We start from the raw sequence: 24,210 nt of genomic DNA, 5'->3' as shown, positions 1-24,210 counted from the left end.
TCCGCCGTTACATTAGCCCGTCAGTTTCTTTTTCAATAGCCCGGCTTGTTTCCAAATGACCTTATCCGGCCAGCTTCTTTTTCAGTAAATCGTTGACCTGCGCCGGATTGGCCTTGCCGCCGGTGACCTTCATCACCTGGCCGACAAAGAATCCGAACAGCTTGTCCTTGCCCGACCGATAGTCGGCCAGCTGCTTGGGATTGGCCGCCATGACCTCGTCGATGGTCTTTTCGATGGCGCCCGTGTCAGTGATTTGCTTCAGGCCCTTCGCCTCGATGATGGCGTCGGCATCTTTGCCTTCCGCCCACATCGACTCGAACACTTCCTTGGCGATCTTGCCGGAGATCGTCTCATCGGCGATTCGCGCCAACAGGCCTGCGAGGCGCGCCGCGTCGATCTTCGACTCGGTAACTTCGACACCGTCCTTGTTGAGCGCAGCCGACAGCTCGCCCATCGTCCAGTTCGCGGCGAGCTTTTCGTTGCCTTCGAGATTCTGCGACTTCAACGCGGCGAGGACGCCCTCGTAGTAGTCGCCCATCTCGCGGCTTGCAGTGAGCACACCCGCGTCATACGCGGACAGGCCGAACTTCTCGATGTAACGAGCCGCTTTCTGATCCGGCAGCTCCGGCAGCGTGGTGCGCACGCTCTCGATGAAGTCCTGCTCGATCACCACCGGCAGCAAGTCCGGATCCGGGAAGTAACGATAGTCGTTGGCCTCTTCCTTGGAGCGCAGCGAGCGCGTCTCGCCCTTGTCCGGATCGAACAGGCGGGTCTCCTGCTTGATCTTGCGGCCGGCCTCGATCTCTTCGATCTGGCGCGCGACTTCGTAATTGATCGCCTTCTCGATGTAGCGGAACGAGTTCAGGTTCTTGATCTCGCAACGCGTGCCGAACTTCTCCTGGCCGATCGGGCGCACCGAGACGTTGGCGTCACAGCGGAACGAGCCTTCCTGCATGTTGCCGTCGCAGATCTCCAGGTAGCGCACCAGCGTGTGAATCTTCTTCAGGTACGCGACCGCTTCCTTCGCCGAGCGCATGTCCGGCTCGGAGACGATTTCCAGCAACGGCGTGCCGGCGCGATTCAAGTCGATGCCCGAGGCGCCGTGAAAGTCCTCGTGCAGCGACTTGCCCGCATCCTCTTCGAGGTGCGCGCGCGTGATGCCGACGACTTTGATGGTGCCGTCCTCGAGCAGGATCTGCATCTTGCCCTTCTCGACCACCGGCTTCTCGTACTGGCTGATCTGATAGCCCTTCGGCAGGTCGGGATAGAAATAATTTTTGCGCGCAAAGATGGAACGCGGCGAAATTTGCGCGCCGATCGCCAGACCGAACTTCACAGCCATGCGCACTGCTTCGCGGTTCAATACGGGCAGCACGCCGGGATAGCCCAGATCGACCAGGTTCGCCTGTGCGTTCGGCGCGGCGCCATACGCGGTGGCGGCACTGGAGAAGATCTTGCTGCGCGTTGCCAGCTGCGCGTGAATTTCCAAACCGATGACGGTTTCCCAGCTCATCATTCGTAACCCTTCGGAATATCCCGGTGCCACAGCGTCTCGTTCTGATAGCCGTGCGCGACGTTGAGCAATTTAGCCTCGGCGAAGTGCGGACCGATGATCTGCAATCCGACTGGCAGGCCACCGACGGAGCCGCAAGGAATCGACAAGGCCGGCAGGCCCGCGAGATTGGCGCCGATGGTGTAGATGTCGTTCAAGTACATGGTGATGGGATCGTCGACCTTGGCGCCGATGTCGAACGCCGGCGTCGGCGACGTGGGGCCCATCAACACGTCCACTTGCTGGAAGGCACGCGCGAAATCGTCGGTGATCAAGCGGCGAACCTTCTGCGCGCGCAGGTAATACGCGTCGTAGTAGCCAGCCGAGAGCACGTATGTGCCGGTCATGATGCGACGCTTGACCTCGGCGCCGAAGCCTTCGCCGCGCGAGCGCTTGTAAAGATCCACCAGATCCTTCGGGTTCTCGCAGCGATAACCGAAGCGCACGCCATCGAAGCGTGACAGGTTCGACGAGCACTCCGCCGGCGCGACCACATAATAGGTAGGCACGGACAGCGGCAGGTTCGGCAGGCTCACTTCGATGAGTTGCGCGCCGAGCCGTTCATACACTTGCAGCGCTTCGCGAATCAGCTTGCCGGTCGATTCTTCCAAGCCGCCTTCGAAGAACTCCTTGAGCAGACCGATCTTCAAGCCCTGCAGCGGCTGATCGAGCGCCGCGACGTAGTCGGGCACCGGCATGTCGACGCTGGTCGAATCGCGCGGATCGAAGCCCGCCATGTCACGCAGGACCAGCGCCGCATCCTTCGCGGTATAGGTGAGCGTGCCGGCCTGATCGAGGCTGGAGGCGAATGCGATCATTCCGTAGCGGGATACGCGCCCATACGTGGGCTTCAAGCCCGTCAAACCGGTGAGCGCCGCGGGCTGACGGATCGAGCCGCCCGTGTCGGTGGCAGTGGCTACCGGCGCCAGTCGAGCAGCAACCGCTGCAGCCGAGCCGCCTGAAGAACCGCCCGGTACCTTTTTCAGATCCCAGGGATTCTTCACCGGCCCGTAGTAGCTGGTCTCATTGGAGGAGCCCATCGCGAACTCGTCCATGTTGGCCTTGCCCAGCATGACGACGCCAGATTGCGACAGCTTCTCGACGATGGTCGCGTCGTACGGCGCGACGAAGTTGGCCAGCATGCGCGAGCCGCAAGTGGTCAATACACCGTCGGTGCAGAAGATATCTTTGTGAATCAGCGGCAGACCGGCCAATGCGCCCGCCTCGCCCGAGGCGAGCAGCTCGTCAGCTCGTTGCGCCGCGGCCAGCGCCTGCTCGGTAGTTACCGTGATCAAGGCGTTCAGCGTCGGGTTCAAGCGCTCGATTCGCGCCAGGAAGTGCTTGGTGAGCTCGACGCTGGAAAAGCGGCGCGCCCGCAGTCCCTCGTTCAGCTCGGCCAGCGTCAGGTGATGCAATTCAGTCATGGCTTACTCGATCACTTTGGGCACGAGATACAGATCCGCTTCGACGCGCGGGGCATTGCGCTGATATTTGCCGTGCTGGTCGCTGTCCAGCACTTCATCCGGCCGCATCCGCTGCACCTGGCCGGCGAGCGGGTGCGCCATCGGCTCGACCGACGCAGTGTCGGCGGCGTTGAGCTGTGCGACGAAGTCGAAGATCTTCGACAGGCTGTCCACGTACACCGGCACCTGTTCCTCGGTCAGCGCGAGGCGCGCCAGGTGTGCGATGTTTTTCACATCGTGATCGGTAAGACTCATAAACCGAATATTTCCGCTGGAAAGTCAGATGAGAATTTGCAGGCAGTGAGACCGCACACCCGCCGCGCAGTCAGGCGGTGGAGTAATGAGGAGCAAAAAAGACCGCAAAAATCCCTGGAAAAATGCGGCGTAATCATACACCTGAAAGCTTGTGCTATGTGAAACCCGTTGCTAGAGTACCGCAACTTTTTTGCCCCCCTTCCTTCGCGCCTCGACCCGTTCGCTCGACGCACAACAACCATGTTTAAAAACCTCCGCGGGTATTTCTCCAACGACCTGTCGATCGATCTGGGCACGGCTAACACGCTCATCTATGTCCGCGGCAAGGGCATCGTGCTGAACGAGCCTTCGGTGGTCGCGATCCGTGAAGAGCCGGGCCGCGCCGGCAAGAAGATCGAGGCGGTCGGTCAGGAAGCGAAGAACATGCTGGGCCGCACGCCCGGTCACATCACCGCGATTCGCCCGATGAAGGACGGCGTGATCGCCGACTTCACCGTCACCGAGAAGATGCTGCAGTACTTCATCGAGAAGGTGCACGGCAATCGCCTGATGCGTCCCAGCCCGCGCGTGCTGATCTGCGTGCCGTACGGCTCGACGCAAGTGGAACGTCGCGCGATTCAGGAATCGGCCGAAGGCGCCGGCGCCCGCTGGGTGCGACTGATCGAAGAGCCGATGGCTGCCGCGGTCGGCGCCGGTCTGCCTGTGCACGAAGCCCGCGGTTCGATGGTGCTCGACATCGGCGGCGGCACTTCCGAAGTCGCGGTCATCTCGCTCAACGGCATCGTGTACGCATCGTCGGTGCGCATCGGCGGCGACCGCTTCGACGACGCCATCATTAATTACGTGCGCCGTAACTACGGCATCCTGATCGGCGAGGCCACCGCCGAGAAGATCAAGATCGAGATCGGCTCGGCCTATCCCGGCCAGCAGGTCAACGAGATTTCAGTCAAAGGCCGGAACCTGTCCGAGGGCGTGCCACGTTCGTTCACGCTCAATTCGAACGAAATCCTCGAAGCGTTGCAGGAACCGCTGGCCGGCATCGTCGGCGCGGTCAAGGTCGCGCTCGAACAGACGCCGCCCGAACTGGGCGCGGACGTGGCGGAACGCGGCATCGTGCTCACGGGCGGCGGCGCCCTGCTGCGCGATATCGACAAGCTGCTGATGGAAGAAACCGGCCTGCCGGTAGTGGTATCCGAAGACCCGCTCACCTGCGTGGCCCGCGGCGGCGGCCGCATGCTGGAGCTGATCGACGAGCACGGCCCGGCGCTATTCAATCTGGAATAGCAGTTCCGGCGAACTATGAAGTCGTCGGCAGTTACGGGTTAGCGGTTGGTGTAAGACACCCGTGGTTTTGCTAACCGTCCATCGCTAACGGCAAACCACTTTCCCACCTATGGTGACTCTCAGCTCCGACAGCCGGAACATCATTGGCCGAGGCCCGCCGCTCGGCGCCGGCTTGTTTTTTCTTGGGCTGGTGTCGGTCGGCATCATGATGCTCGACCAGCGCAGCGACTATCTGAACACCGTGCGCCAGTGGCTCGGAGCCGCAGCCTCGCCGGTTTACGCCGTCGTGCAGACGCCCGGCCAGGCGTGGGAGTGGCTGACCGGCAGTTTCGCCGACCGCAACCGGCTCAAAACCGAGAACGCCGAGCTTTCCGAACAGCTGCGCGAGGCCCGGGTCAAGCTGCTGCAGTTCGATTCCTTGCGCGAAGAGAATGTTCGCCTGCGGGCCGTGCGCGAGGCGTCGGCCGGCGTCGGCGGGCGCACCATGATCGCCGAGATCATGCGGGTCGACGTCGATCCGTTCCGGCACCGCGTGCGAATCAACAAGGGCAGCGACGACGGCGTGTTCAGGACTCAGCCGGTGCTGGACGCGTTCGGCATCGTCGGCCAGGTCGTGCAAGTGGACAAATACTCCTCCACGATCATTTTGATCAGCGACTCCGGGCACTCCATTCCCGTGCAGGTGAACCGCAATGGCATCCGCTCGATCGCGGAGGGCGCCGGCGATCTGGGCAAGCTCAGCCTGCCATACCTGACCGTTGAATCGGATGTGAAGACCGGCGACCTGCTGGTGTCCTCCGGTCTCGATGGCATCTTCCCGGCGGGTTATCCGGTCGCCAAGGTGAGCAAGGTGGAGCGCAATCCGGCCGATACGTTCGCGCTGGTGGAGGCCAAGCCGCTGGCCCAGCTCGATCGCGATCGCGAGGTGCTGTTGCTGTGGGCGGAACCGCCGTCCCAGGTAGCAGCCCCGGCCGCGAAGCCCAGCAAGCCGGCGGCTACAGAATCCAAGCCCGCGGCCGAAACATCGAGTGCGCCGCCTGCCCCCGCGACTCCGTCTGCCGCCCCTCGAGAGCCGGCCGAGACGTTGCCGCCGGGAGCTCAGCCGCTGCCGCAGTCACAACCGCCCCAGGATTAAATGACGCCCCTCTCTGTAGCCAGGGCCCGGACGAGCCATCGTGAGTGACGGTCGTATCAGTCGCGCGCGCGTCACCTTCACGGTGATCCTCGCGATCATTTTCGCAGTGCTGCCCTTGCCCGAGCCGCTCGACGCGGCCCGGCCCGACCTGCTGTTGTTGCTGGTGATTTACTGGTCGCTGAGCGCACCACGCATCGCCGGTCTGCTGTTCGCCTGGTTCTGCGGGCTGGCCATCGACGTGCTCAAAGGCATCATCCTCGGGCAGCACGCGCTGGCGTTCCTTGTAGTAGCTTACTTTACGCACAAGTTTCAGCTGCGTATCCGTATCTTTCCGCTCTCCCAGCAGACGCTCACCGTGTTTGCATTTCTGTTCCTGTATCAGTTCATCGTGTTCTGGCTGGATGGCATCGTCGGCCAGCCGGTCACCACCTGGATGCGCTGGATGCCGGTGATCAGCGGTGCAATTCTTTGGCCCATCCTGGTCGCCGGCCTGGACACCTGGAATCGGCGGAACCGCTAATGTCCGCCTCGAGTTAGCGAATGGCTCGCTCCGTCCGCATCAAAGATCATCACGCCGAAAGCCAGCTGTTCGAGCAGCGGGCGGTCGTCGCGGCCGTGCTCATGGTGATCGCCATGGGCCTGGTGATCTCGCGCCTGGTGTGGCTGCAGGTCGTCAAATACGACTACTTTGCCGACCTCTCGCAAGGCAACCGGATCCGCATCGAGCCGATCCCGCCGAACCGCGGCCTGATCCTGGATCGCAACGGTCTGCCGCTTGCGACCAACGCGCCCTCCTACCAACTGGAATTGACCAAGGAACAGGTCGCCGACGTCGACGCCACACTGGCCGGCATCGCCGAGATCGGGCTGATCGACAAGGAGAACATCCCCACGATCAAGCGCGACCTGCGCGGCCGTCGCAGCTTCGACGCCGTGCCCATCAAGCTGCAGCTCACCGAAGTCGAGCTGGCGCGCTTCGCGGCCCGTCGCCATCAGTTTCCCGGAGTCGAGATTCGCCCGCGCCTGACGCGTTATTACCCGTTGGCGGAAAGCAGCGTGCACGCGATCGGTTATGTGGGCGCGATCAGCGAAGACGACAAGAAACGCCTGAACCTGGACGACTACGCCGGCACCACGCTGACCGGCAAGAACGGCGTCGAGTACGCGTACGAGGATCAGCTGCACGGCCGGGCGGGCTTCCAGCAATTGCTGGTGAATGCACAGGGCCGCAGCGTCGAGCGCATCGGCAACGAAGCCGCCAAGCTCGAGCGCAAGGAGCCGGTCGCCGGCAACGACCTGTTCCTGACGATCGACATGCGCGTTCAGCAGGCGGCGGAAGAAGCGCTGCGCGGCCAGCGCGCCTCGGCGGTCGCCATCGATCCTGCGAACGGCGACATCCTCGCGTTCGTCAGCACGCCGGCGTTCGATCCGAATCTGTTCGCTCGCGGCCTGACGCGTCCGGAGTATCTGGCGCTGACCGAAGATCCGGACCGGCCCATGTACGACCGCGTGATTCGCGGCGTGTATCCGCCCGGCTCGACCGTGAAGCCGATGATGGCGATGGCCGCACTCGAATATGGAATGGTGACGCCCGCCGACAGCGTTTTCTGCCGTGGCGCCTATCGCATGCCGGGCGTCAGCAGACCATGGCGCGACTGGAAACCCGGCGGCCACGGCCACGTCGATATGCGCAAGGCCATCGCCACTTCCTGCGACGTGTACTTCTACGACATCGCCAACCAGATGGGCGTGGATCGCATCCACGACTACCTCGCGCAGTTCGGCATGGGCACGATCACCGGCATCGATATTCCTGGCGAGAAGATCGGCTTGCTGCCCTCCACGGCATGGAAAAAGAAAGCATTCCGTCGCAAGGAAGCGCAGATGTGGTTCCCCGGCGATACGATCAGTATCGGCATCGGCCAGGGCTATATGAACGCGACGCCGCTGCAGCTGGCGCACGCCACCGCCACCATCGCCGGGCGCGGTCAGCGTTTCAAACCGAGATTGGTGCGCGCCGTGCGCAATGTGACGACTGGTCAGGTCACGGAGCTGAAGCCGTCACCTCTGCCCTCGCCGCATGTCAATGATCCCGGCGCGTGGGACGTTGCGATTGGCGGCATGTATGACGTCGCGAATGCTCCTTACGGCACTGCTCGTGGCGCAACCGCCAACGCGCTCTACAAGATCGCGGGCAAGAGCGGCACGGCGCAGGTGTTCACCGTCGCCGCCAACGAAAAGATGCGTAAACCCGGCGAGCTCGCCGAACATCTGCGTGACCACGCTTTGTTCATTGCGTTCGCTCCCGCCGACGCGCCGCGCATTGCAGTCGCGGTAGTCGTCGAAAACGCTCCGGCCGGCGGCTCGGGCTTCGCTGCCCCGATCGCCCGTCGAATTCTCGATACCTATTTGCTGACGCCGGAACAGCTGGCGGAGCAGGACGCGAAACGCAAGCCAACGCCACCGCCGCCGCCAGCGCCGCGACCAGGAGAGACCGAATGAGCCTGGACGCGATCGACAGCTCGCGCACTCAGCGCACCCTGACCGGCACGGCGCAGCTGCTGCTGGCGCTGCATCTCGACGGCCCGTTGTTCATCGCGCTGTGCATGGTCGGCGCGGTCGGCAGCATCGTGCTGTTCAGCGCGTCGGGCAGCAGCCTCGATATGCTCGAAGCGCAGTTGATGCGTTTCGCACTGGGCTTGATCGCGATGATCATGCTCGCTCAAGTGCCGCCGCGGATCATTCGTAATGCCGCACCGGTTGCTTACGTGATCGGCTTGATCATGCTGTTGCTGGTGATGTTTACCGGCGATATCGCCATGGGCGCGCAACGCTGGCTCGATCTGGGATTCGTACGTTTTCAGCCGTCGGAGCTCATGAAACTCGCGGTGCCCTTGGCCTGCGCATGGTTTCTCCACGAGCGGCCGCTGCCGCCCAGCCTCACCTCGTTGCTCGTCGTTGGGCTGGGGATCGGCATCCCGACCTTGCTCATCGCCGAACAGCCCGACCTCGGCACCGCGCTGCTGGTCGCTGCCGGCGGCGGCATGGTGGTGCTGCTGGCCGGCCTGCAAATTCGCTACATCCTTTCGGTGGTCGGCCTCCTCGTGCCGGTGGCGGTGGTGGCGTGGCACTTCCTGCTCCACGACTATCAAAAGCAACGGGTGCTCACCTTCCTCGACCCGCAAAGCGATCCGCTCGGCTCGGGCTACCACATCATCCAGTCGCAGATCGCGATCGGCTCGGGCGGCGTGTTCGGCAAGGGCTATCTCAATGGCAGCCAGGCGCAGCTGGAATTCCTGCCGGAGCGCTCCACCGACTTCATCTTCGCCGTGGTCGGCGAGGAATGGGGCCTGATCGGCCTGGTGACCGTGATTCTGCTGTTCATGTTTGTAATCGGCCGGGCGCTGTACCTGTCCGCGACCGCGCACGACACGTTCTCACGGCTCGCCTCGGGCAGCCTGGCGCTGACGTTCTGCGTGTATGTTTTCGTCAATACCGGTATGGTCACCGGCCTGCTGCCGGTGGTGGGCGTGCCGCTGCCCTTCGTCAGCTATGGCGGAACTGCAATGGTGACCCTCATGGCCGGTTTCGGTATTCTCATGTCTCTGTGCGCAAAGCGGAAACTGGTGAGTCGTTGAGATTGAATCTGCTATCCCTTACTCCGCTGCTCCTGTCTGCGGTCGCAGTGCCTGCGCAGGCCTTCGACATCAAGCGCCCCGAAGTGCGCTCCTTCATCGACACCATGACGCACGAGCACGGCTTCGAGAAAGCCCAGCTCGAGGCGCTGTTGAAGACCGCCGAGACCAAACAACCGATTCTCGACGCCATCAGCCGGCCCGCCGAGCGCGTCGTGCCGTGGTGGGAATATCGCGAGCGTTTCCTGACCGAGAAGCGCATCAATCAAGGCGCGGACTTCTGGCTCGGCCACGGCGAAAAGCTCAAGCAGATCCCCGATCCGCAGCTCGCCGACGTCGTGGTCGGCATCCTCGGCGTCGAGACTTCGTTCGGTCGCATCACCGGGCGCTACAAAGTGCTCGATGCGCTGGTGACGCTGGGCTTCGATTACCCGCCGCGTGGTGAATTCTTCCTCGGCGAGCTGCAGGAATTCCTGTTGTTGTCGCGCGAGGAGAAAGTCGATCCAGCAAGCGTGCTGGGCTCGTATGCGGGCGCCATGGGCGCGGCGCAGTTCATCTCCTCCAGCTACCGCAAATGGGCTGTGGACGGCGATGGCGACGGCCATCGCGACCTGTGGCACAGCTGGGACGACGTGATCGGCTCGATCGCGAATTACCTGGTCCAGAACGGCTGGATGAACGGCCAGCCGGTGGCGGTCGAGGCGACCCTGGAGGACCACGACCTGTCGCGATTCGACATCAAGTTGGCTTTGAACGAGACCGTGCAATCATTACGCGAGAAGGGCGTGAAGTTCGACACCGAGCTGCCGCCGGACACGCCTGCCATGCTGGTCGTCGGCCAGGGCAAGGACGGTCCGCTGTACCGGGTCGGATTCAATAACTTCTACGCCATCACGCGGTACAACCGCAGTCCGATGTATGCCATGGCGGTACACGACTTGGGCGAGGCGATTCAGAACTATATGAGGGATACCGAGAGATGAGGACGCGGACCTGGCGATCCGCAACGTCGAACTGGTTTTCTCTCGCATTGGCCCTGGTCGTCGCCGGCTGTTCGGCGCCGTCCGTGATTCAGCCGCCCAAACACCCGCCGTTGCCGCCGCCCTCGCCCATCCCGGCGGACATAGAAAACATTCCCGATCCCGTGCCCCGCGCCGAGCCCAAGTCGGCTCGCGGCAATCCGCCGTTCTACACCGTGCTCGGCAAGCGCTATTACGTGCTCAACAGTGCCGACGGCTATGTGGAGCGAGGCGTCGCGTCCTGGTACGGCCCGGGCTTTCATGCCGCCAGCACTTCCAATGGCGAGCGCTACGACATGTACGCAATGACCGGCGCGCATAAAACCCTGCCGCTGCCGGCGTATGTACAAGTCACAAACCTGAGCAACGGCAAGCACGTCGTGGTGCGCCTCAACGATCGCGGCCCCTTCAAGGAAGGTCGCATCATCGATCTTTCTTACACGGCCGCGGCCAAGCTCGACATGATCAAGGCCGGGACGACGTTCGTCGAAGTGCGCGCGCTCACGCCGATGCAAAAAGCCTCGCCGCCGCCGGCGCCGCCCGCGACGTCCGACTTGTATGTACAGGCCGGCGCGTTCGGCACCGAAGCAAACGCCTCCAAGCTGCTCGGACAGCTGCGCTCCAAGGGCGTCGACAACGCCTTCGTGCGCGAAGACCAGGTGGAGGGAAAGACGCTGTACCGCGTGCGCATCGGCCCGATTCCCAGCGTCAACGAATTCGATAAAGTGGTGAAGCGGCTGCGCATGCTGGGCTTCCCCGACGCACGCCTCGCCGCCAATTGATTCAGCGCCACCGCGGCGCCGTGCTCCGACACCGCTCGGGCACGCGAATGCCACAATTCACGCTTACTGTCGCTTAACTATTTTCTGGGGGGCGCGATCGGTAGAATCCGCCCCGCCTCGTCACCCACGCGAACTTCACCATGCCTGCAAGCAAGCCTGCCTTCCTGCTGAAATTCACTGCAACGTCAGTTCTGGCGCTGGCGCTGGTCGCGTGTTCAGATTCCGAGCAGCCCGCGGCCGAGCGCACCCTCGCGGCACCGCTGCCCGATGTCGCCGCGAGCACCGCGCCCGCCGGCATCAAGCCGCCGCCGATTCCGGCGCCGCCGCAGGTGCAGGCCAAAGGTTATATCCTGCTGGACTACGTCAGCGGCCAGACGCTCGCCGCCACCAACGATAACGAGCGCCTCGAGCCCGCCAGCCTCACCAAGCTGATGTCGGCTTACGCGGTGTTTCATGCGCTCAAGGATGGCCGCATCAAGATGACGGACATGGTGACGATCAGCCCGCACGCGCGTTCTCAGGACGGCTCGCGCATGTTCGTGGACGTGGGCACGCAGGTGAGCGTGGAGAATCTGATCCAGGGCATGATCGTGCAGTCGGGCAACGACGCCACCGTGGCGCTCGCCGAATTCGTCGCCGGCAGCGAGCCAGTGTTCGTCGATCTGATGAATCAGTACGCCCAGCAGATCGGCATGGTGAGCACGCGCTTCCAGAACAGCCCCGGCATGCCGCATCCGGAGCACTACACCACGGCTCACGATATTGCGCTGCTGTCGCGTGCGCTGATCAAGGACTATCCCGAGTACTACAAGTTCTACTCGCAGCGCCAGTTCACCTGGAACAAGATCACGCAGCCGAATCGCAATGGCCTGCTCGATCGCGATCCGACCGTCGACGGCCTGAAGACCGGCCACACCGAATCGGCCGGCTACTGCCTCGTCTCCTCCGCGCGCCGTGAAGGCATGCGCCTGGTGTCGGTCGTGATGGGCTCGCCCTCGGTGCGTGCTCGTGAAGACGCCAGCTCCGCGCTGCTCAATTACGGCTTCAACTTCTATCAAACGCGCCAGCTGTATCCGAACAAGTCGCCGGTGATGACCGTGAAGGTCTGGAAGGGCGAAGCAGCCGAAGTGCCGCTCAGCGTCGTCGAAGATATCTACACCACGATCCCGCGCGGCCAGGAAAACATGCTGAGCGCGGCCGCCGATGTGCCGGATCCGCTGTTCGCGCCGCTGTCGCCGGGCAAGGCCGCCGGTCAGCTGCGCATCACGTTGGGTGACAAGGTCATCGGCACCTATCCGTTGCACCCGACCGTGGAAGTGCCCGAAGCTGGCTTCTTCGGTCGTCTCGCCGACGATATGAAGCTCTGGTTGAAGTAATCCACGCCATGCCCGAGCCGCTGCCGCAGTGCTACCTCAACGGCGAGTACGTAGCACTGCGCGATGCTCGAATCTCGCCGCTCGACCGGGGTTTCCTGTTCGGCGATAGCGTGTATGAAGTGCTGCCGGTATTCGGCGGGCGGATGTTTCTTTTCCGCGAGCACTTCGACCGCCTGGCCCGCAGCCTGCGTGAGATTCGTCTCGAGAATCCGCATACGCACGAGCAGTGGCGCGGCATCCTCGAGCAGTTGATCGCCCGGAACGGCGGCAGCAATTGTTATGTTTACGTGCAGGTGAGCCGCGGCATGGAGTACGGCCGCAATCACGCTTTTCCCGCCGTGGTGAAGCCGACTGTGTTTGCGATGGCTTCGCCTCTACCCGTATTCACCGATGCACAGCGTGCGGCCGGTATGTCGGCGATCACAGTGGAAGACTTTCGCTGGGGTCGATGTGACATCAAGAGCACGGCGCTGCTCGCCAACGTGCTGATGAAGCAGCAAGCCGCGGACGCGGGCGTCAACGAGGCGATCATCGTGCGCGACGGTCAGGTCATGGAAGGCGCGTCGACGAGCGTGTTCGTCATCAAGAACGGTGTGCTCGCGACGCCGCCGAACAGTCACAGCATCCTGCCAGGCACGACCCGCGACGCGGCGCTGTCGCTGGCGACGAATTTCATGCCGGTGGAAATTCGCAGTGTCTCCCTCGACGAACTGCGCGCTGCCGACGAAGTCTGGATCTCCGCCGCGACCCGAGATGTGTTGCCCGTGACGCGCATCGACGGCGCCCCGATCGGCACAGGGCGCCCAGGCCCGGCGTGGCTTCGCATGGCCGATGCCTTCGCCCAACTCCGCCAGCAACTGGCCGGCACCCCGACCTACACGCCCTGAGCGGCGAATTGCGGCTTGACTTAGCGCCGCCCTGGCCGCATATCGAGCCCCATGACCGATACCAGCAAAGACACCCTGTTCGAGTTTCCCTGCGACTTTCCGCTGAAAGTCATGGGCCGCAAGACGGATGACTTCCGCAGCATCGTGCTCGGGATCGTGCAGAAGCACGCCGGCCCGATCGAGCCGTCCAATATCGAAGAACGGCCTAGCAGCAGTGGGAGCTATCTGAGCCTCACCTGCACGTTCACTGCGCAGAGCAAGGCACAGTTGGATGAGTTGTATCGGGAGCTCACCGCGCACGAGCGGGTAATGGTGGTGCTGTAAGCGCCCAATCTTCCTCTATTCCGCAGCGACGCGAATGACGACCTTCCCTGTCGAGCGCCGCGTATTCAGGACATCCAGCGCTTCGGTGAAGCGATCCAAGCCGTCGAGCTCGGTCACGTGCGGTTTGATCTTGCCGCTTTCGAACAGATCGAACAGCGCTTTCAGATTCGACGCGTGCACTGCCGGCTCTTTGCGCGTGTGAGCACCCCAGAACACGCCGACGAGTGAGCAGCCCTTCAGCAACGGCAGATTCAGCGGGATCGCGGGAATCTTCCCGCCGGCAAAGCCGATGACGAGATAACGGCCGTTCCAGGCCATCGCACGAACGACTTGCTCCGCGAAGTCCGCACCCACCGGGTCGTACGCGACGTCGATGCCGCGATCGCCGGTGAACTCCATCACCTTCGCTTTGATCGTGTCCTGCGTGTAATTGAAAGCGGCGTCCGCGCCGTGGCGCTTCGCCAGCTCCAGTTTCTCCGGCGTGCTCGCCGCGGCCAGCACTCGAGCACCGAGCGCCTTGCCGATCTCGATCGCAGTCAGACCGACGCCACCTGCCGCCCCGAGCACCAGCAATGTTTCTCCCGGCTGAATGTTTGCTCGCTGCACGAGTGCGTGATACGTCGTGCCGTAGTTGACGAGAAAGCCCGCGGCGGCAGCCATGCTCATCGAGCCAGGCAGCGGAATCAGCGCATGAGCGGCAGCGACACATTCCTCGGCGAGCCCGCCCTGCCCGGCCATCGCCAGCACTCTCGCGCCCGGCTTGAACTCCGTAACATCGGCAGCGACCTCAGTGATCACGCCGGCAACTTCATTGCCCGGCGTGTAGGGCGCCTCGGGCTTGACCTGATATTTGCCCGCAACCATCAGCGCATCGGGAAAGCCGAATCCGACCGCGTGCACGCGTATGCGAACGTGTCCCGGCTTGAGCGCCGGCGCGGCAATGTCTTTTACGGAAAGATCGGGAGGCGGACCGTAGCTACTGAGAACGACTGCGCGCATGTGAATCCCCGGCGATGAAGCATCAGCTGACATCCTGCGTCAGCCGCAACGATGCAAGCAGCCGCGGCGCTAACGCATCCGCAACTTCCTGCACACTTGCGTTCACGCCCAGCGAGCGCAGATCGGTTACTTCCAGGCCGCGATAGCCGCAGGGATTGATGCGCTGGAACGGCTGGAGATCCATCGCAACATTGAACGCGAGGCCATGATAGCTGCTGCCGCGGCGGATCCGCAGCCCGATGCTGGCAACTTTGCGTCCGTTTACATACACACCCGGCGCGTCGCGCTTCGCGACCGCCTCGATGTTCCACGATGCGAGCAGATCGATGATGGCGTTCTCCAATGCCATCACCAATTGACGCACGCCAAGACCTGCTCTTCTCACATCGAGCAACGGATAGACCACGAGCTGTCCCGGCCCGTGGTACGTCACCTGTCCGCCGCGATCGATCTGCACTACGGGAATATCGCCGGGCGCGAGCAGATGCTCGGGCGCAGCGTTCATGCCGAGCGTGAATACTGGTGGGTGCTCGAGAAACCAGATCTGGTCGGGAGTGCTGGCGTCGCGCTCGTTGGTGAACGTTTGCATCGCGCGCCAGGTGGGCTCGTACTCGACGGAGCCGAGCCAACGGATGAGCGATTGAGCGTTGCTCGTCAGGAGTTGGTCAGCGGCGGCCACGAGTCTTCACTAACTCCCAACCTCTCAACCACTGACCGCCGGCTTCAATCCAGCATTGTTTCTTTCCAGCGCGCGCTCGGCGCGATAGCTCGATCGCACCAGCGGACCGGACACGCACTCGAGGAAGCCTTTCGCCAGCGCCCACTCGCGATATTTCTCGAACTCCGCCGGCGTCACCCAGCGCTCGATGGCGAGGTGATTCGGGGTGGGACGCAAATACTGGCCGAGCGTGAGAATGTCCACGCCGACAGCGCGCATGTCATCCATCGCCGTGGCGATCTCTTCGTCGGTCTCGCCGAGGCCGAGCATCAGGCTGGTCTTGGTCAGCACGTCCGGGCGGAACTGTTTGGCGTGACCGAGTACCGCCAATGTTTGTTCGTAACTGGCGCGCGGATCGCGCACCGGATGAGTGAGGCGACGCACGGTCTCGACGTTCTGGGCGAACACTTCGAGGCCGCTGGCAACCACGGTCTCTACGTCGGCCATGACGCCCTGGAAGTCCGGTGTCAGTGCTTCGACAGCGGTGTTCGGATTGAGACGCTTGATCTCACGAACGCTCGCGGCGAAATGCGCGGCGCCGCCGTCGGGCAGATCGTCGCGATTCACCGAGGTGAGCACGACGTACTTCAGCTTCATCAGCTGCACGGTGCGGGCGCTATTGGCCGGCTCTTCGGCATCGAGCCAGCCATGAGGGTTGCCGGTGTCCACCGCGCAGAAGCGGCAGGCGCGCGTGCAAACGGCGCCCATGAGCATGATGGTGGCGGTGCCGGCATTCCAGCACTCACCGATGTTCGGGCATTTGGCTTCTTCGCAGACCGTCGCGAGCCGATGTTCTTTCACCGTGCTCTTGACCGAGTCGAAACCGCGGCCGGCGGGCATAGGCGCACGCAGCCAGGTGGGCTTGCGGCCAAACTCTACCGGGGCCGCCTGGGCCGACGCTTTGATCCCGTCCTTGATCGCGCTGAAGCCCTGCGGCGTACGGTACTTGTCGCCGCTGCGGATGATGGGGATGCCTTTGAATTCGGTCACTTCAGGCTCGCTGGAGGAAAGCCCTGGATGAGGGCTCGCGGGGTGGAATTCTAGCCCAAAACGCAAAAGCCCGGCTTTCGCCGGGCTTTTCAATCAGATCAGTGCCCGGCCGAGGCCGGGCTTCTTCGACATTACGTCAACTGATCGATCAGGCGGAGTGAGTGCGGATGACCCACAGCTCGCCCAGGTCCTTGAACTTGTTGCCGGCCTTCTTGAAGGCCTCGCGAGCCTGGTCCTTCTGGCCCTTCTTCAGGTACGCCATGCCGAGGCTGATCTGCGCCTCGTCGATATCGGTCACGCCACCCTTGGCAATGCCCTTCTCGAGCGCTGCGATGGCCTTGTCGGTCTCGCCGTAGCTCAGATAGGCCTGACCCAGGCCGACCAGCACCTGGCCGGTGCCAGCCTTGTCAGCTTCGGTCTGCTGCTGAGCCAAGGTCTTGCGGTCGAGGTTGGCCTGGTCCGTCGCGCTCTTCAGCAGACGGTCGTAGCGGCCCTGCTCGGTCTTATCGGTGCTCTTCAGCACGCCCGAGTCCATACCCTTCTGCACGATGGCCTGCGCTTCGCCAGGAACGCCGGCGTCGATCGCCAGCTGCGCCATTTCGACGTAGTCGCCCTTGTCCTTCAGCACGCCCACTTCGTTCATCAGGCGGTAGTAGCCGAGGCTGATGCGGTCACCGCCTTCCTTGCGGCGATAGATGTCGAGCAAATTTTCCCAGTATTCGGGTTTCGGATAGTAGCGAACCATCTTCTTGAGCGCGTCGCCGATGCCGTCCTTGTCCTGCGGCTGCATCTTGAAGTACGAGCTCATGACGATCTGGATCCAGTTCTCGTCGGGCTTGCGACCAGCCTTCTCGGCATTGTTGACCACGCCTCGCATGGTCTCGGCGGCGCCCTTGAAGTCGTTCAGCAGGTACTGCGACTGACCGAGCAGGATGCCCATGTCCTCGGTGTTCGGATGCTTCTCCAGCCACTTCTTGGACCACTGCGCGGCCTTGTTGTAATCCTTCTGCTGGAAGTACAGCTGGGCGACGGTCTTGGTGCGATCGTCGACCTGGTCGGCCGGCATCATGCCGGAGTTCAGCATGCGCTCGAACACCGGTGCGGCTTCGCCGAACTTCTTCTGCTGGATCAGCACGAAGCCCATGAATTCGTCGATCTGGTAGGCCTCGAACGGGGTCTTCTTCTCGACCGCGGCGGCCTTCTTGATTTCGGTGAGCGCCGTGTCCCACTGCTTCTTCTGCATGGCCTCCTGGGCGGCCTTGAGCGGCACGGCGACGGCCTTGGTGGTGATCTTGTTCTGCTGCTTCTCCTCGGCGGCGTGCGCCGCGGGAGCCAACAAGGTCACCGCGGGAACCACAGCTCCCATGGCGAGAGAAATCGCGACGGCAATACTACGTACTCGAGTCATATGGTTTCCCGATCTATAACAAAGGGCGCGAATCGACCCACTCACTCAATTCGTTCAATCGTTCGAGACGGTGCTTGCGCAACCATTCGTCTTTATGACCTCGGTGCGGGTCATAAATTCGCCGGCCGGCATCCCTAACGGCCCTCAAGCTACCGAAAGTGTGAGTCGTTGACTACAAACGGTCGGCGGCGGGAATTGTTTCCCGCCGCCTTCAAGAGCTTGTCCGACGGCAGCACAGCGGGCTGAACACCCGCTGAACCCATTATTCACCCATGAATTGTTCGTTGCCGACGAAGCCGATGCGCTGCATGCCGCTGCGCTGGGCCAGCGCCAGCACCTTGGCCACCGTATCGTAGTTCGCGCGACGCTCTGGGCGCACGTGCAGCTCGGGCTGCGGGTTCTTGGCCGCTTCGACGCGGAAGTAACCTTCCAGCTGATCCAGCTGCACCAGCGAACCGTTCCACACCACGCTGCCGTCCCAATCGATGTCGATGCGGATCGGCTCCATCTGCACGTCGGTGGGCGGTGGGTTGGACTTGGACTGCGGCATGTCCAGCTTCACCGCGTGCGTCATCACCGGCAGGGTGATGATGAACATGATCAGCAGCACCAACATGACGTCGATCAACGGCGTCGTGTTGATGTCCATCATGGGTTCGTCTGCACCGCCGCCGCCTACACTCATTGCCATGGCAAATACCTCTTCTAAGTAGCGCGGGGGGTTACTGCGAACTCGCGCCCGGCTCGGTGATGAACCCGACCTTCTGAATACCGGCGCGCTGCGCGGTCAGAATCACCCGGCCCACGTACTCGTAGCGAGTCTGCTGGTCGGCGCGGACGTGCACTTCGGGTTGCGGCTTCAACACCGCAGCGGTCTTCAGACGCTCGAGCAAGGCATTGGTGTCGGGCACCAGGCTCTGGCCCCAGTACATCTGGCCATCCTTGTTCACCGAAATATTGATGTTTTCCGGCGCGGTCTTGGTCGCCTCGTTACGCACCTTCGGCAACTCGACCGGGACGGTGTGCGTGATCACCGGGATGGTGATCATGAACACGATCAGCAGCACCAACATGACGTCGACCAGCGGCGTCGTGTTGATTTCGGACATGGCCTTCTCGTCGTTGTCCGACGCAGGCGGAGCAAACATGCCTTCAAATGAACTCATTACAACGTGCTCCGATTAAGAAAGGCCCCGGACCTGGATATTCAGGACCGGGGCCGTTCACATTACTTGCGGGTCACCGCAGCGGCGGGGGCAGCGGCCGGAGCACGGCCAGCGGTCGGCAGCGGACCGGTCTCGACGCGGGCGCCGCTGACCAGGTAGGCGTGCAGGTCGGAAGCGAAGTAACGCAGCTTCTCGATCAGGTCCTTGTTACGACCCAGCAGCCAGTTGTAGCCCCACACGGCCGGCACGGCGACGAACAGACCGATGGCGGTCATGATCAACGCTTCGCCGATCGGACCGGCAGTCTTGTCGAGCGAGGCCTGGCCGGCGAGGGAGATCTGGATCAGCGCGTTGTAGATGCCCCACACCGTACCGAACAGACCGACGAACGGAGCCGTCGAACCGGTGGTGGCGAGCACCGACAGACCGGTGTTCAGACGCTTGCTGATGGAGTCGACCGTGCGGTACAGCGACGCGGTGATCCACTCGTGCAGCGGGATCTGATCGGTCAGGCGGCCTTCGTGATGCTGGGCGGCGCGCAGGCCGTCTTCCACCATCATGCGGAACGCATTGTCCTTACCGGTGAGCTTGGCGGCGCCATCGCGGATGTTGCCGGCAGTCCAGAAGCCCTTCTCGACTTCCTTGTACTGCTTGAACAGGCGGCGCTGGTCCCAGGCCTTGGTGAGAATGATGTACCAGGAGGCCAACGACAGGATCACCATGATGATCAATGTGCCGTGCGCGACGACCCCACCCTGCTCCCAGAGTGCTTGTAGGCCGAAGGGGTTTTCGACGTTTTCGGTGTTCGGAGCCATGGAACGATGTCCTCTACGATTAAATCAATGACCTTGAGTCAGTTGGGTGGAGTTCTACTTGCCGTCTAGCCGGGCCCGCTCACCGCAGGCCCTTTGTCACGCGTTACCCGCGCCTCAGTCCGTGAGTTTGAATGTGACGGCGAACTGCCCCCACATCGGAACCGGTTTGCCATTCTCGGTGCCCGGCACCAGGCGCCAGGACCGTTTCACTTCGCGCACCGCCGCCTCGTCCAGACGGGGGAAGCCGCTCGACTGCTTCACTCGGGCTTCGCCGACGCGACCGTTCTCGAGCACATAGACCTCGAGGATGACCGTGCCCGCTTCGCCGGCACGGCGCGAAGAAGGTGGATATTCAGGCTGGGTCAGCGGCCGACGCGAGTCCGACTTCGGCGCCGTGCGCGCAACAGGCGCTGGCTGCGCGACCGGCGGCGGCGGCGCCGTCGGCTTGACGTTGGTGGTCTGCTGGATCGCGTTGGTCGGCGGCGCGTCCGGCGTGATCGCGATGTCGATCTCCGGCGGCGGCACGAACGGCGGCGGCGTTTCGATCTTCGGCGGCGGCGGCGGCGGCGGCTCTTCCTGCTTCGGCGCCTCTTCGATCATGCGGGTCTCGATGGGACCCAGGACGACGTCGATGATCTGATGGGAAAGACCGGAGTTCAGCAGCCAGAACATCCCGATATGCAATCCGATAATGATCGCGAGAACGAGACCGCGGCGGGTGAAAAACGAACTGTCCGTGGCTGGTGCGTAGGGCATGCTTTGCAGCTCAACAAAAATAAGACACGGGGCTCAAGGTTCAACCCCGCATGATTAGTGCGCAACCGTTAGTGGTCGTTCGATGCGTATGCTCATACGGCATACAACCCCCGTTTCTGCCCGGCCTTCGCGCCCGCGTCCCGTCCGGGAGGGCCGGAATAAGTCCGTAAATTCCGTATTGACGCGTTGTCCTACAGACCGCAGAAACGGCGGGCAAGGTATAAAGTTTCTGCGAGGAAGGCAAGCACTCCGAAACAGAATCTACCTACTTGTAAACTAACTTTGCTGATAAGAAACGCGACCCCAAATCCCCCGCGCACCATTGACGTGCTAGCTACCGAAGGCGTTGCAGCACTACTGTGCATACACGTCCGGTCACCGGACCGCGGGCCGATCGACTCATGGGCAACGATTACCGTAGTCGATTGTTCCACCCGATCATGAACGAGTGGAGCGGCTGTCACATTGCTGGTACGACAGCAAATACAGACAGCGCGCGGGGCGAATAGTTACGCCGAGCCCCGATTTAAAGCGAATTCGATCGGGATCAACACCAGCGCCCGGCGTGGCTCGCCGTCTTCCACATAGGGCCGGAAGGCCGCGCGTAACACGGCATCGCGCGCGGCATCGTCCAGTCGCGCATGGCCGCTGGACGTTTCTATTTCGATGCTGCTCGCTGCGCCCCGCTCGTCGATCACCACTCGCAGGACTACCAGTCCCTGTTCTCTCATGCGCCGTGACTGAGGTGGATATCGGGGTGAAGGCTCGCGGACATATTCAACCGTCGACACCAGCTTCGGTGTGCTCCGGTCCTCGGCTTGCGTGGCGGGCGGCGGTGCCGCCTGTACAGGAACAGTGATGGCGCGTGAAGCGGCCGGAGCATCGGTCGGAATCTCGATCACCGGCAGGTCGGGCACCGACACGATCGGTTGCGGCGTTACCACGCTCACTTGCGGCAGCTCGTGCCGTGGGGTGGGTTCAGGCTGAGATACGAAGATCGCGGTCAGCGGCACTTGCGCAACAGCCTGCTGGATCCGAGGCGCGATAGTGACCGCCAAATAGAGTCCGATCGCGTGCACGGCGAGGATCGTTGCGCCCACGCACAGGCGCTGCGAATGGTTTTCAGCGAACACGGGCGGCATCTCGCGCTCGACAACTTTCATATCTAAGGGAACAGCAGCGATGATGCCCGGGTGGATGCTCGGTTGCAAATGAGAAGCCTTCTCACCTAAAGTCGCGGCCACAAAACGACGTAGCCCGCTTCCGTCGGCGCCCTCGGGCGCCGCAGTCGCCAGCCAGAAATCACAACCTTTGTTAAGGGAGATCTCCGGCTTATGCGCGACTCGAACCCAGGCACGCGCGGCTGCACGCTCGCGGCCGCCATTTTCACTGTGTTACAGGCGTCGGCCCTGCACGCGGCCGAGGAGCAGCCGCAATCGATGCGGAAGATCTCGGTGGAGAGCACCGAGGAAGCCGCCAAGGTGGATGAAGTGAGCTCGCCCAAGTTCACGCAGCCGCTGCTCGATACGCCGCAGACGATTGCTGTCATAAGCAGCAAAGTGCTTCAACAGCAGCAGAGCACCACGCTCAGCCAGGCGCTGCGGAACACCCCGGGCGTGACGTTCCTGTTGGGCGAGAATGGCAATACCGCGACCGGCGATTCCATTTTCATGCGCGGCTTCGATACCCAGGGCAGCATCTTCATCGACGGCATCCGCGACCTCGGCACGATCTCGCGCGATACCTTCAACACCGAACAGGTGGAAGTCGCCAAGGGCCCGTCGGGTCCCGATAACGGCCGTGGAGCCGCGTCCGGTTACATCAACCTCGCGACCAAGGTGCCGCAGGCGGACAACTTCTCGCGCAGCACTGTCAGCTATGGCACGGCCGAGAACAGCCGCATCACCGGTGACCTGAATCATTACTTCGACAGCGCCGGCGCCGCGTTCCGCCTGAACGCGATGGTTCAGGACGGCGGTGTCGATGGCCGCGATCATGTGGAGCGGAACAGCTGGGCGGTCGCTCCTTCGCTCGCGCTCGGCCTCAACAGCGACACGCGCGCTTATTTCTATCTGCTGCACACGAAACAGGACAATCGCCCCGACGGCGGCGTGCCGACCATCGGCCTGGACGGCTTCTTCAACGCCGCGTTCGCGCCCGGCGGCGCCAACTCCGGCCTGCAGCCGGCGAAAGTCGATCGCGAGAACTTCTATGGCGCGCTCAGCGATTTCGATGATGTCGAAGGCACGATGTTCACCGCGCGCGTCGAGCACGACTTCAACGACAACCTGCGTCTGCGCAACACCTCGCGCTATGGCAAGTCCGAGCAGTCCTATCTGCTCACCGGTGTAAACGCGATCACGGCGACGGCGCCCGATCCCGGTGCATGGACCGTGTCGCGCTCGCGCCAGATCAAGTTCCAGGAAAACACGGTGCTCACCAATCAGACCAATCTGACGGCGACGTTTCAGACCGGCGCGCTCGAGCACTCGCTGACCAGCGGCCTGGAATTCATTTACGAGAAGCAGCTCAACCCGACTTACATCGGTCAGGGCACGATGGCGCCGGCCGGCTCGGCGGCGAACGCGAATCTGGCGAATCTCTACAACCCGAATCCGCGCGATCCGATCACCGGGCGCAACCTGGTGCGCAACGGTGTCTACACGAAGGGCGACACGACCACCTTCGGCGCTTATCTGTTCGATACGATCTCGTTCGCGGAACGCTGGGAAGTCACCGGCGGCATTCGCCTCGATGACTACACGACGCAATTCGAGAGCGCGACGCTGTCGACGGCCGACAACCAACCGACGCTTCCGGTCGGCACGCTCGTGCCAACCAATCTCGAGTCATCCGACACCTTGTTCGCGTACAAGGTCGGCGTGCTCTACAAGCCGCGCGAAAACGGCAGCGTCTATCTGTCGTACGCCACCTCGCAGCAGCCTCCGGGCGGCAACAACTTCACCTTGAGCACGGCGACCACCGGTAACAACGCGGTCAACAATCCGAACGTCGACCCGCAGAAGTCGAACAATGTCGAGCTCGGCACCAAGTGGGACTTGAACGATGGCGCATTCGCGGTCACCGGCGCGATCTTCCGCAGCGAGAACGAGAACGACCTCGTGCAGAACGATCCCACCGATCCGTCGGCCATTCAGCAACTCGGCAAGAAGCGCGTGCAAGGCATCGAGCTGGGCGTGGTCGGTCGCGTGACCGATGCGTGGGAGCTCAGCGCGGGCATCGCCAAGCTGGACACTGAAGTTCTCGAAGGCACGGCGATCCAGAACGGCGCGCAGATCAACTGGTCGCCCGAGCTCACGTTCACCAGTTGGACGACCTATCAGCTGCCGTTCGGCCTGACGCTCGGCGCAGGCGTGCGCTACGTGGACACGGTGTTCCGTCAAATCAACAACAACAGCGCGCCGGGGGCGAACCCGCCGAACACGCCGCAAGCGCCGGACTACTGGGTGGTGGATGCCATGCTCTCGTATGTCATCGGCGAGCATCTCACGGTCCAGCTCAACGGCTACAATCTGGCCGACGAGTTGTACGTGGCCAGCCTCAACAATGGCGGCTCGCGCTATTCGCCCGGGGCGCCCCGCTCGGCCTTGCTGAGCTTCAGCGTCGACTTCTAGGACGCAATCGA

The 24,210-nt window shown here is 62.7% G+C and carries 23 protein-coding genes; 11 read left to right on the top strand and 12 right to left on the bottom strand.

The genetic code is table 11. The features are described 5' to 3' along the window. Positions 1–61: 61 nt before the first annotated feature. The 3 genes from gatB to gatC are packed head-to-tail and all read right to left on the bottom strand — an operon-like array spanning position 62 to position 3,270. Complete coding sequence (gatB, locus tag EK373_RS17355) at positions 62–1,513, bottom strand: Asp-tRNA(Asn)/Glu-tRNA(Gln) amidotransferase subunit GatB (protein WP_129645897.1); 1,452 nt, start codon at positions 1,511–1,513, stop codon at positions 62–64. Continuing rightward, on the bottom strand, positions 1,513–2,967 hold the full coding sequence (gatA, locus tag EK373_RS17350; protein WP_129645896.1) for an Asp-tRNA(Asn)/Glu-tRNA(Gln) amidotransferase subunit GatA: 1,455 nt from the start codon (positions 2,965–2,967) through the stop codon (positions 1,513–1,515). The genes gatB and gatA overlap by 1 nt, the downstream gene beginning before the upstream one ends. Before the next feature lie 12 nt (positions 2,968–2,979). After that, entirely contained in the window at positions 2,980–3,270 is a 291-nt protein-coding gene (gene gatC, locus EK373_RS17345) for an Asp-tRNA(Asn)/Glu-tRNA(Gln) amidotransferase subunit GatC (protein ID WP_129644987.1), read from the bottom strand. Positions 3,271–3,510: 240 nt separating this feature from the next. On the opposite strand from gatC, the gene EK373_RS17340 reads away from it, so the two are divergent. From EK373_RS17340 to EK373_RS17295, 10 genes are all read left to right on the top strand, one after another. After that, complete coding sequence (locus tag EK373_RS17340) at positions 3,511–4,554, top strand: rod shape-determining protein (protein ID WP_116812772.1); 1,044 nt, start codon at positions 3,511–3,513, stop codon at positions 4,552–4,554. A 109-nt stretch (positions 4,555–4,663) separates the two neighbouring features. Continuing rightward, positions 4,664–5,689, top strand: a complete 1,026-nt coding sequence (mreC, locus tag EK373_RS17335) for a rod shape-determining protein MreC (protein ID WP_129644986.1) — start codon at positions 4,664–4,666, stop codon at positions 5,687–5,689. A gap of 40 nt (positions 5,690–5,729) precedes the next feature. Continuing rightward, positions 5,730–6,209, top strand: a complete 480-nt coding sequence (gene mreD, locus EK373_RS17330; protein WP_157994399.1) for a rod shape-determining protein MreD — start codon at positions 5,730–5,732, stop codon at positions 6,207–6,209. A 20-nt stretch (positions 6,210–6,229) separates the two neighbouring features. Beyond that, positions 6,230–8,191 carry a penicillin-binding protein 2 gene (gene mrdA, locus EK373_RS17325; protein WP_129644984.1) on the top strand — a complete coding sequence of 654 codons (1,962 nt, stop codon included), beginning with the start codon at positions 6,230–6,232 and terminating at the stop codon, positions 8,189–8,191. Continuing rightward, positions 8,188–9,327, top strand: coding sequence for a rod shape-determining protein RodA (gene rodA, locus EK373_RS17320; RefSeq protein WP_129644983.1), 1,140 nt, complete (start codon positions 8,188–8,190; stop codon positions 9,325–9,327). The genes mrdA and rodA overlap by 4 nt, the downstream gene beginning before the upstream one ends. A 2-nt stretch (positions 9,328–9,329) precedes the next feature. Then, positions 9,330–10,307, top strand: a complete 978-nt coding sequence (gene mltB / locus EK373_RS17315; protein ID WP_198683397.1) for a lytic murein transglycosylase B — start codon at positions 9,330–9,332, stop codon at positions 10,305–10,307. Beyond that, a complete protein-coding gene (locus EK373_RS17310) occupies positions 10,304–11,125 on the top strand; it encodes a septal ring lytic transglycosylase RlpA family protein (protein WP_129644982.1) in 822 nt (273 codons plus the stop codon). Before mltB ends, EK373_RS17310 begins: the two co-directional genes overlap by 4 nt. Positions 11,126–11,265: 140 nt before the next feature. Continuing rightward, positions 11,266–12,501 (top strand): D-alanyl-D-alanine carboxypeptidase family protein, encoded by a 1,236-nt coding sequence (locus EK373_RS17305; RefSeq protein WP_129644981.1) that lies wholly within the window; start codon positions 11,266–11,268, stop codon positions 12,499–12,501. 20 nt (positions 12,502–12,521) lie between these two features. Continuing rightward, entirely contained in the window at positions 12,522–13,388 is an 867-nt protein-coding gene (locus tag EK373_RS17300; protein ID WP_407676202.1) for a D-amino acid aminotransferase, read from the top strand. 51 nt (positions 13,389–13,439) lie between these two features. Further along, a complete protein-coding gene (locus tag EK373_RS17295) occupies positions 13,440–13,712 on the top strand; it encodes a YbeD family protein (protein WP_129644979.1) in 273 nt (90 codons plus the stop codon). 15 nt (positions 13,713–13,727) lie between these two features. On the opposite strand, the gene EK373_RS17290 is transcribed toward EK373_RS17295, so the two are convergent. The 9 genes from EK373_RS17290 to EK373_RS17250 all read right to left on the bottom strand — a co-directional run bounded on the left by EK373_RS17290 (position 13,728) and on the right by EK373_RS17250 (position 21,775). Next, positions 13,728–14,711: an NADPH:quinone oxidoreductase family protein gene (locus EK373_RS17290; protein ID WP_129644978.1), complete on the bottom strand. Its 984-nt coding sequence runs from the start codon at positions 14,709–14,711 to the stop codon at positions 13,728–13,730. Positions 14,712–14,733: 22 nt separating this feature from the next. Then, positions 14,734–15,390, bottom strand: a complete 657-nt coding sequence (gene lipB / locus EK373_RS17285; protein ID WP_232831139.1) for a lipoyl(octanoyl) transferase LipB — start codon at positions 15,388–15,390, stop codon at positions 14,734–14,736. A 24-nt stretch (positions 15,391–15,414) separates the two neighbouring features. Next, positions 15,415–16,419: a lipoyl synthase gene (gene lipA, locus EK373_RS17280; RefSeq protein ID WP_129644977.1), complete on the bottom strand. Its 1,005-nt coding sequence runs from the start codon at positions 16,417–16,419 to the stop codon at positions 15,415–15,417. A gap of 148 nt (positions 16,420–16,567) precedes the next feature. Then, the gene (locus EK373_RS17275) at positions 16,568–17,827 is read right to left on the bottom strand and encodes a tetratricopeptide repeat protein (protein WP_129644976.1); all 1,260 of its coding nucleotides are present in this window, start codon (positions 17,825–17,827) and stop codon (positions 16,568–16,570) included. A 262-nt stretch (positions 17,828–18,089) separates the two neighbouring features. Beyond that, positions 18,090–18,518: an ExbD/TolR family protein gene (locus tag EK373_RS17270; protein ID WP_129644975.1), complete on the bottom strand. Its 429-nt coding sequence runs from the start codon at positions 18,516–18,518 to the stop codon at positions 18,090–18,092. Between the two features lie 31 nt (positions 18,519–18,549). Next, complete coding sequence (locus tag EK373_RS17265) at positions 18,550–18,993, bottom strand: ExbD/TolR family protein (protein ID WP_232831138.1); 444 nt, start codon at positions 18,991–18,993, stop codon at positions 18,550–18,552. A gap of 62 nt (positions 18,994–19,055) precedes the next feature. Continuing rightward, positions 19,056–19,808 carry a MotA/TolQ/ExbB proton channel family protein gene (locus EK373_RS17260; protein ID WP_129644974.1) on the bottom strand — a complete coding sequence of 251 codons (753 nt, stop codon included), beginning with the start codon at positions 19,806–19,808 and terminating at the stop codon, positions 19,056–19,058. A 114-nt stretch (positions 19,809–19,922) separates the two neighbouring features. Then, complete coding sequence (locus EK373_RS17255; protein WP_232831137.1) at positions 19,923–20,480, bottom strand: energy transducer TonB; 558 nt, start codon at positions 20,478–20,480, stop codon at positions 19,923–19,925. 593 nt (positions 20,481–21,073) lie between these two features. Then, entirely contained in the window at positions 21,074–21,775 is a 702-nt protein-coding gene (locus tag EK373_RS17250; RefSeq protein WP_198683396.1) for an energy transducer TonB, read from the bottom strand. A 123-nt stretch (positions 21,776–21,898) separates the two neighbouring features. On the opposite strand from EK373_RS17250, the gene EK373_RS17245 reads away from it, so the two are divergent. Next, entirely contained in the window at positions 21,899–24,199 is a 2,301-nt protein-coding gene (locus tag EK373_RS17245; protein WP_129644972.1) for a catecholate siderophore receptor Fiu, read from the top strand. The last annotated feature ends 11 nt before the right edge of the window (positions 24,200–24,210 follow it).

The sequence above is a fragment of the Peristeroidobacter agariperforans genome, from assembly GCF_004138335.1.
GTDB lineage: Bacteria > Pseudomonadota > Gammaproteobacteria > Steroidobacterales > Steroidobacteraceae > Steroidobacter > Steroidobacter agariperforans.
Note: the sequence above shows the minus strand (reverse complement) of the source record. Positions and strands in the feature narration are given on the sequence as shown.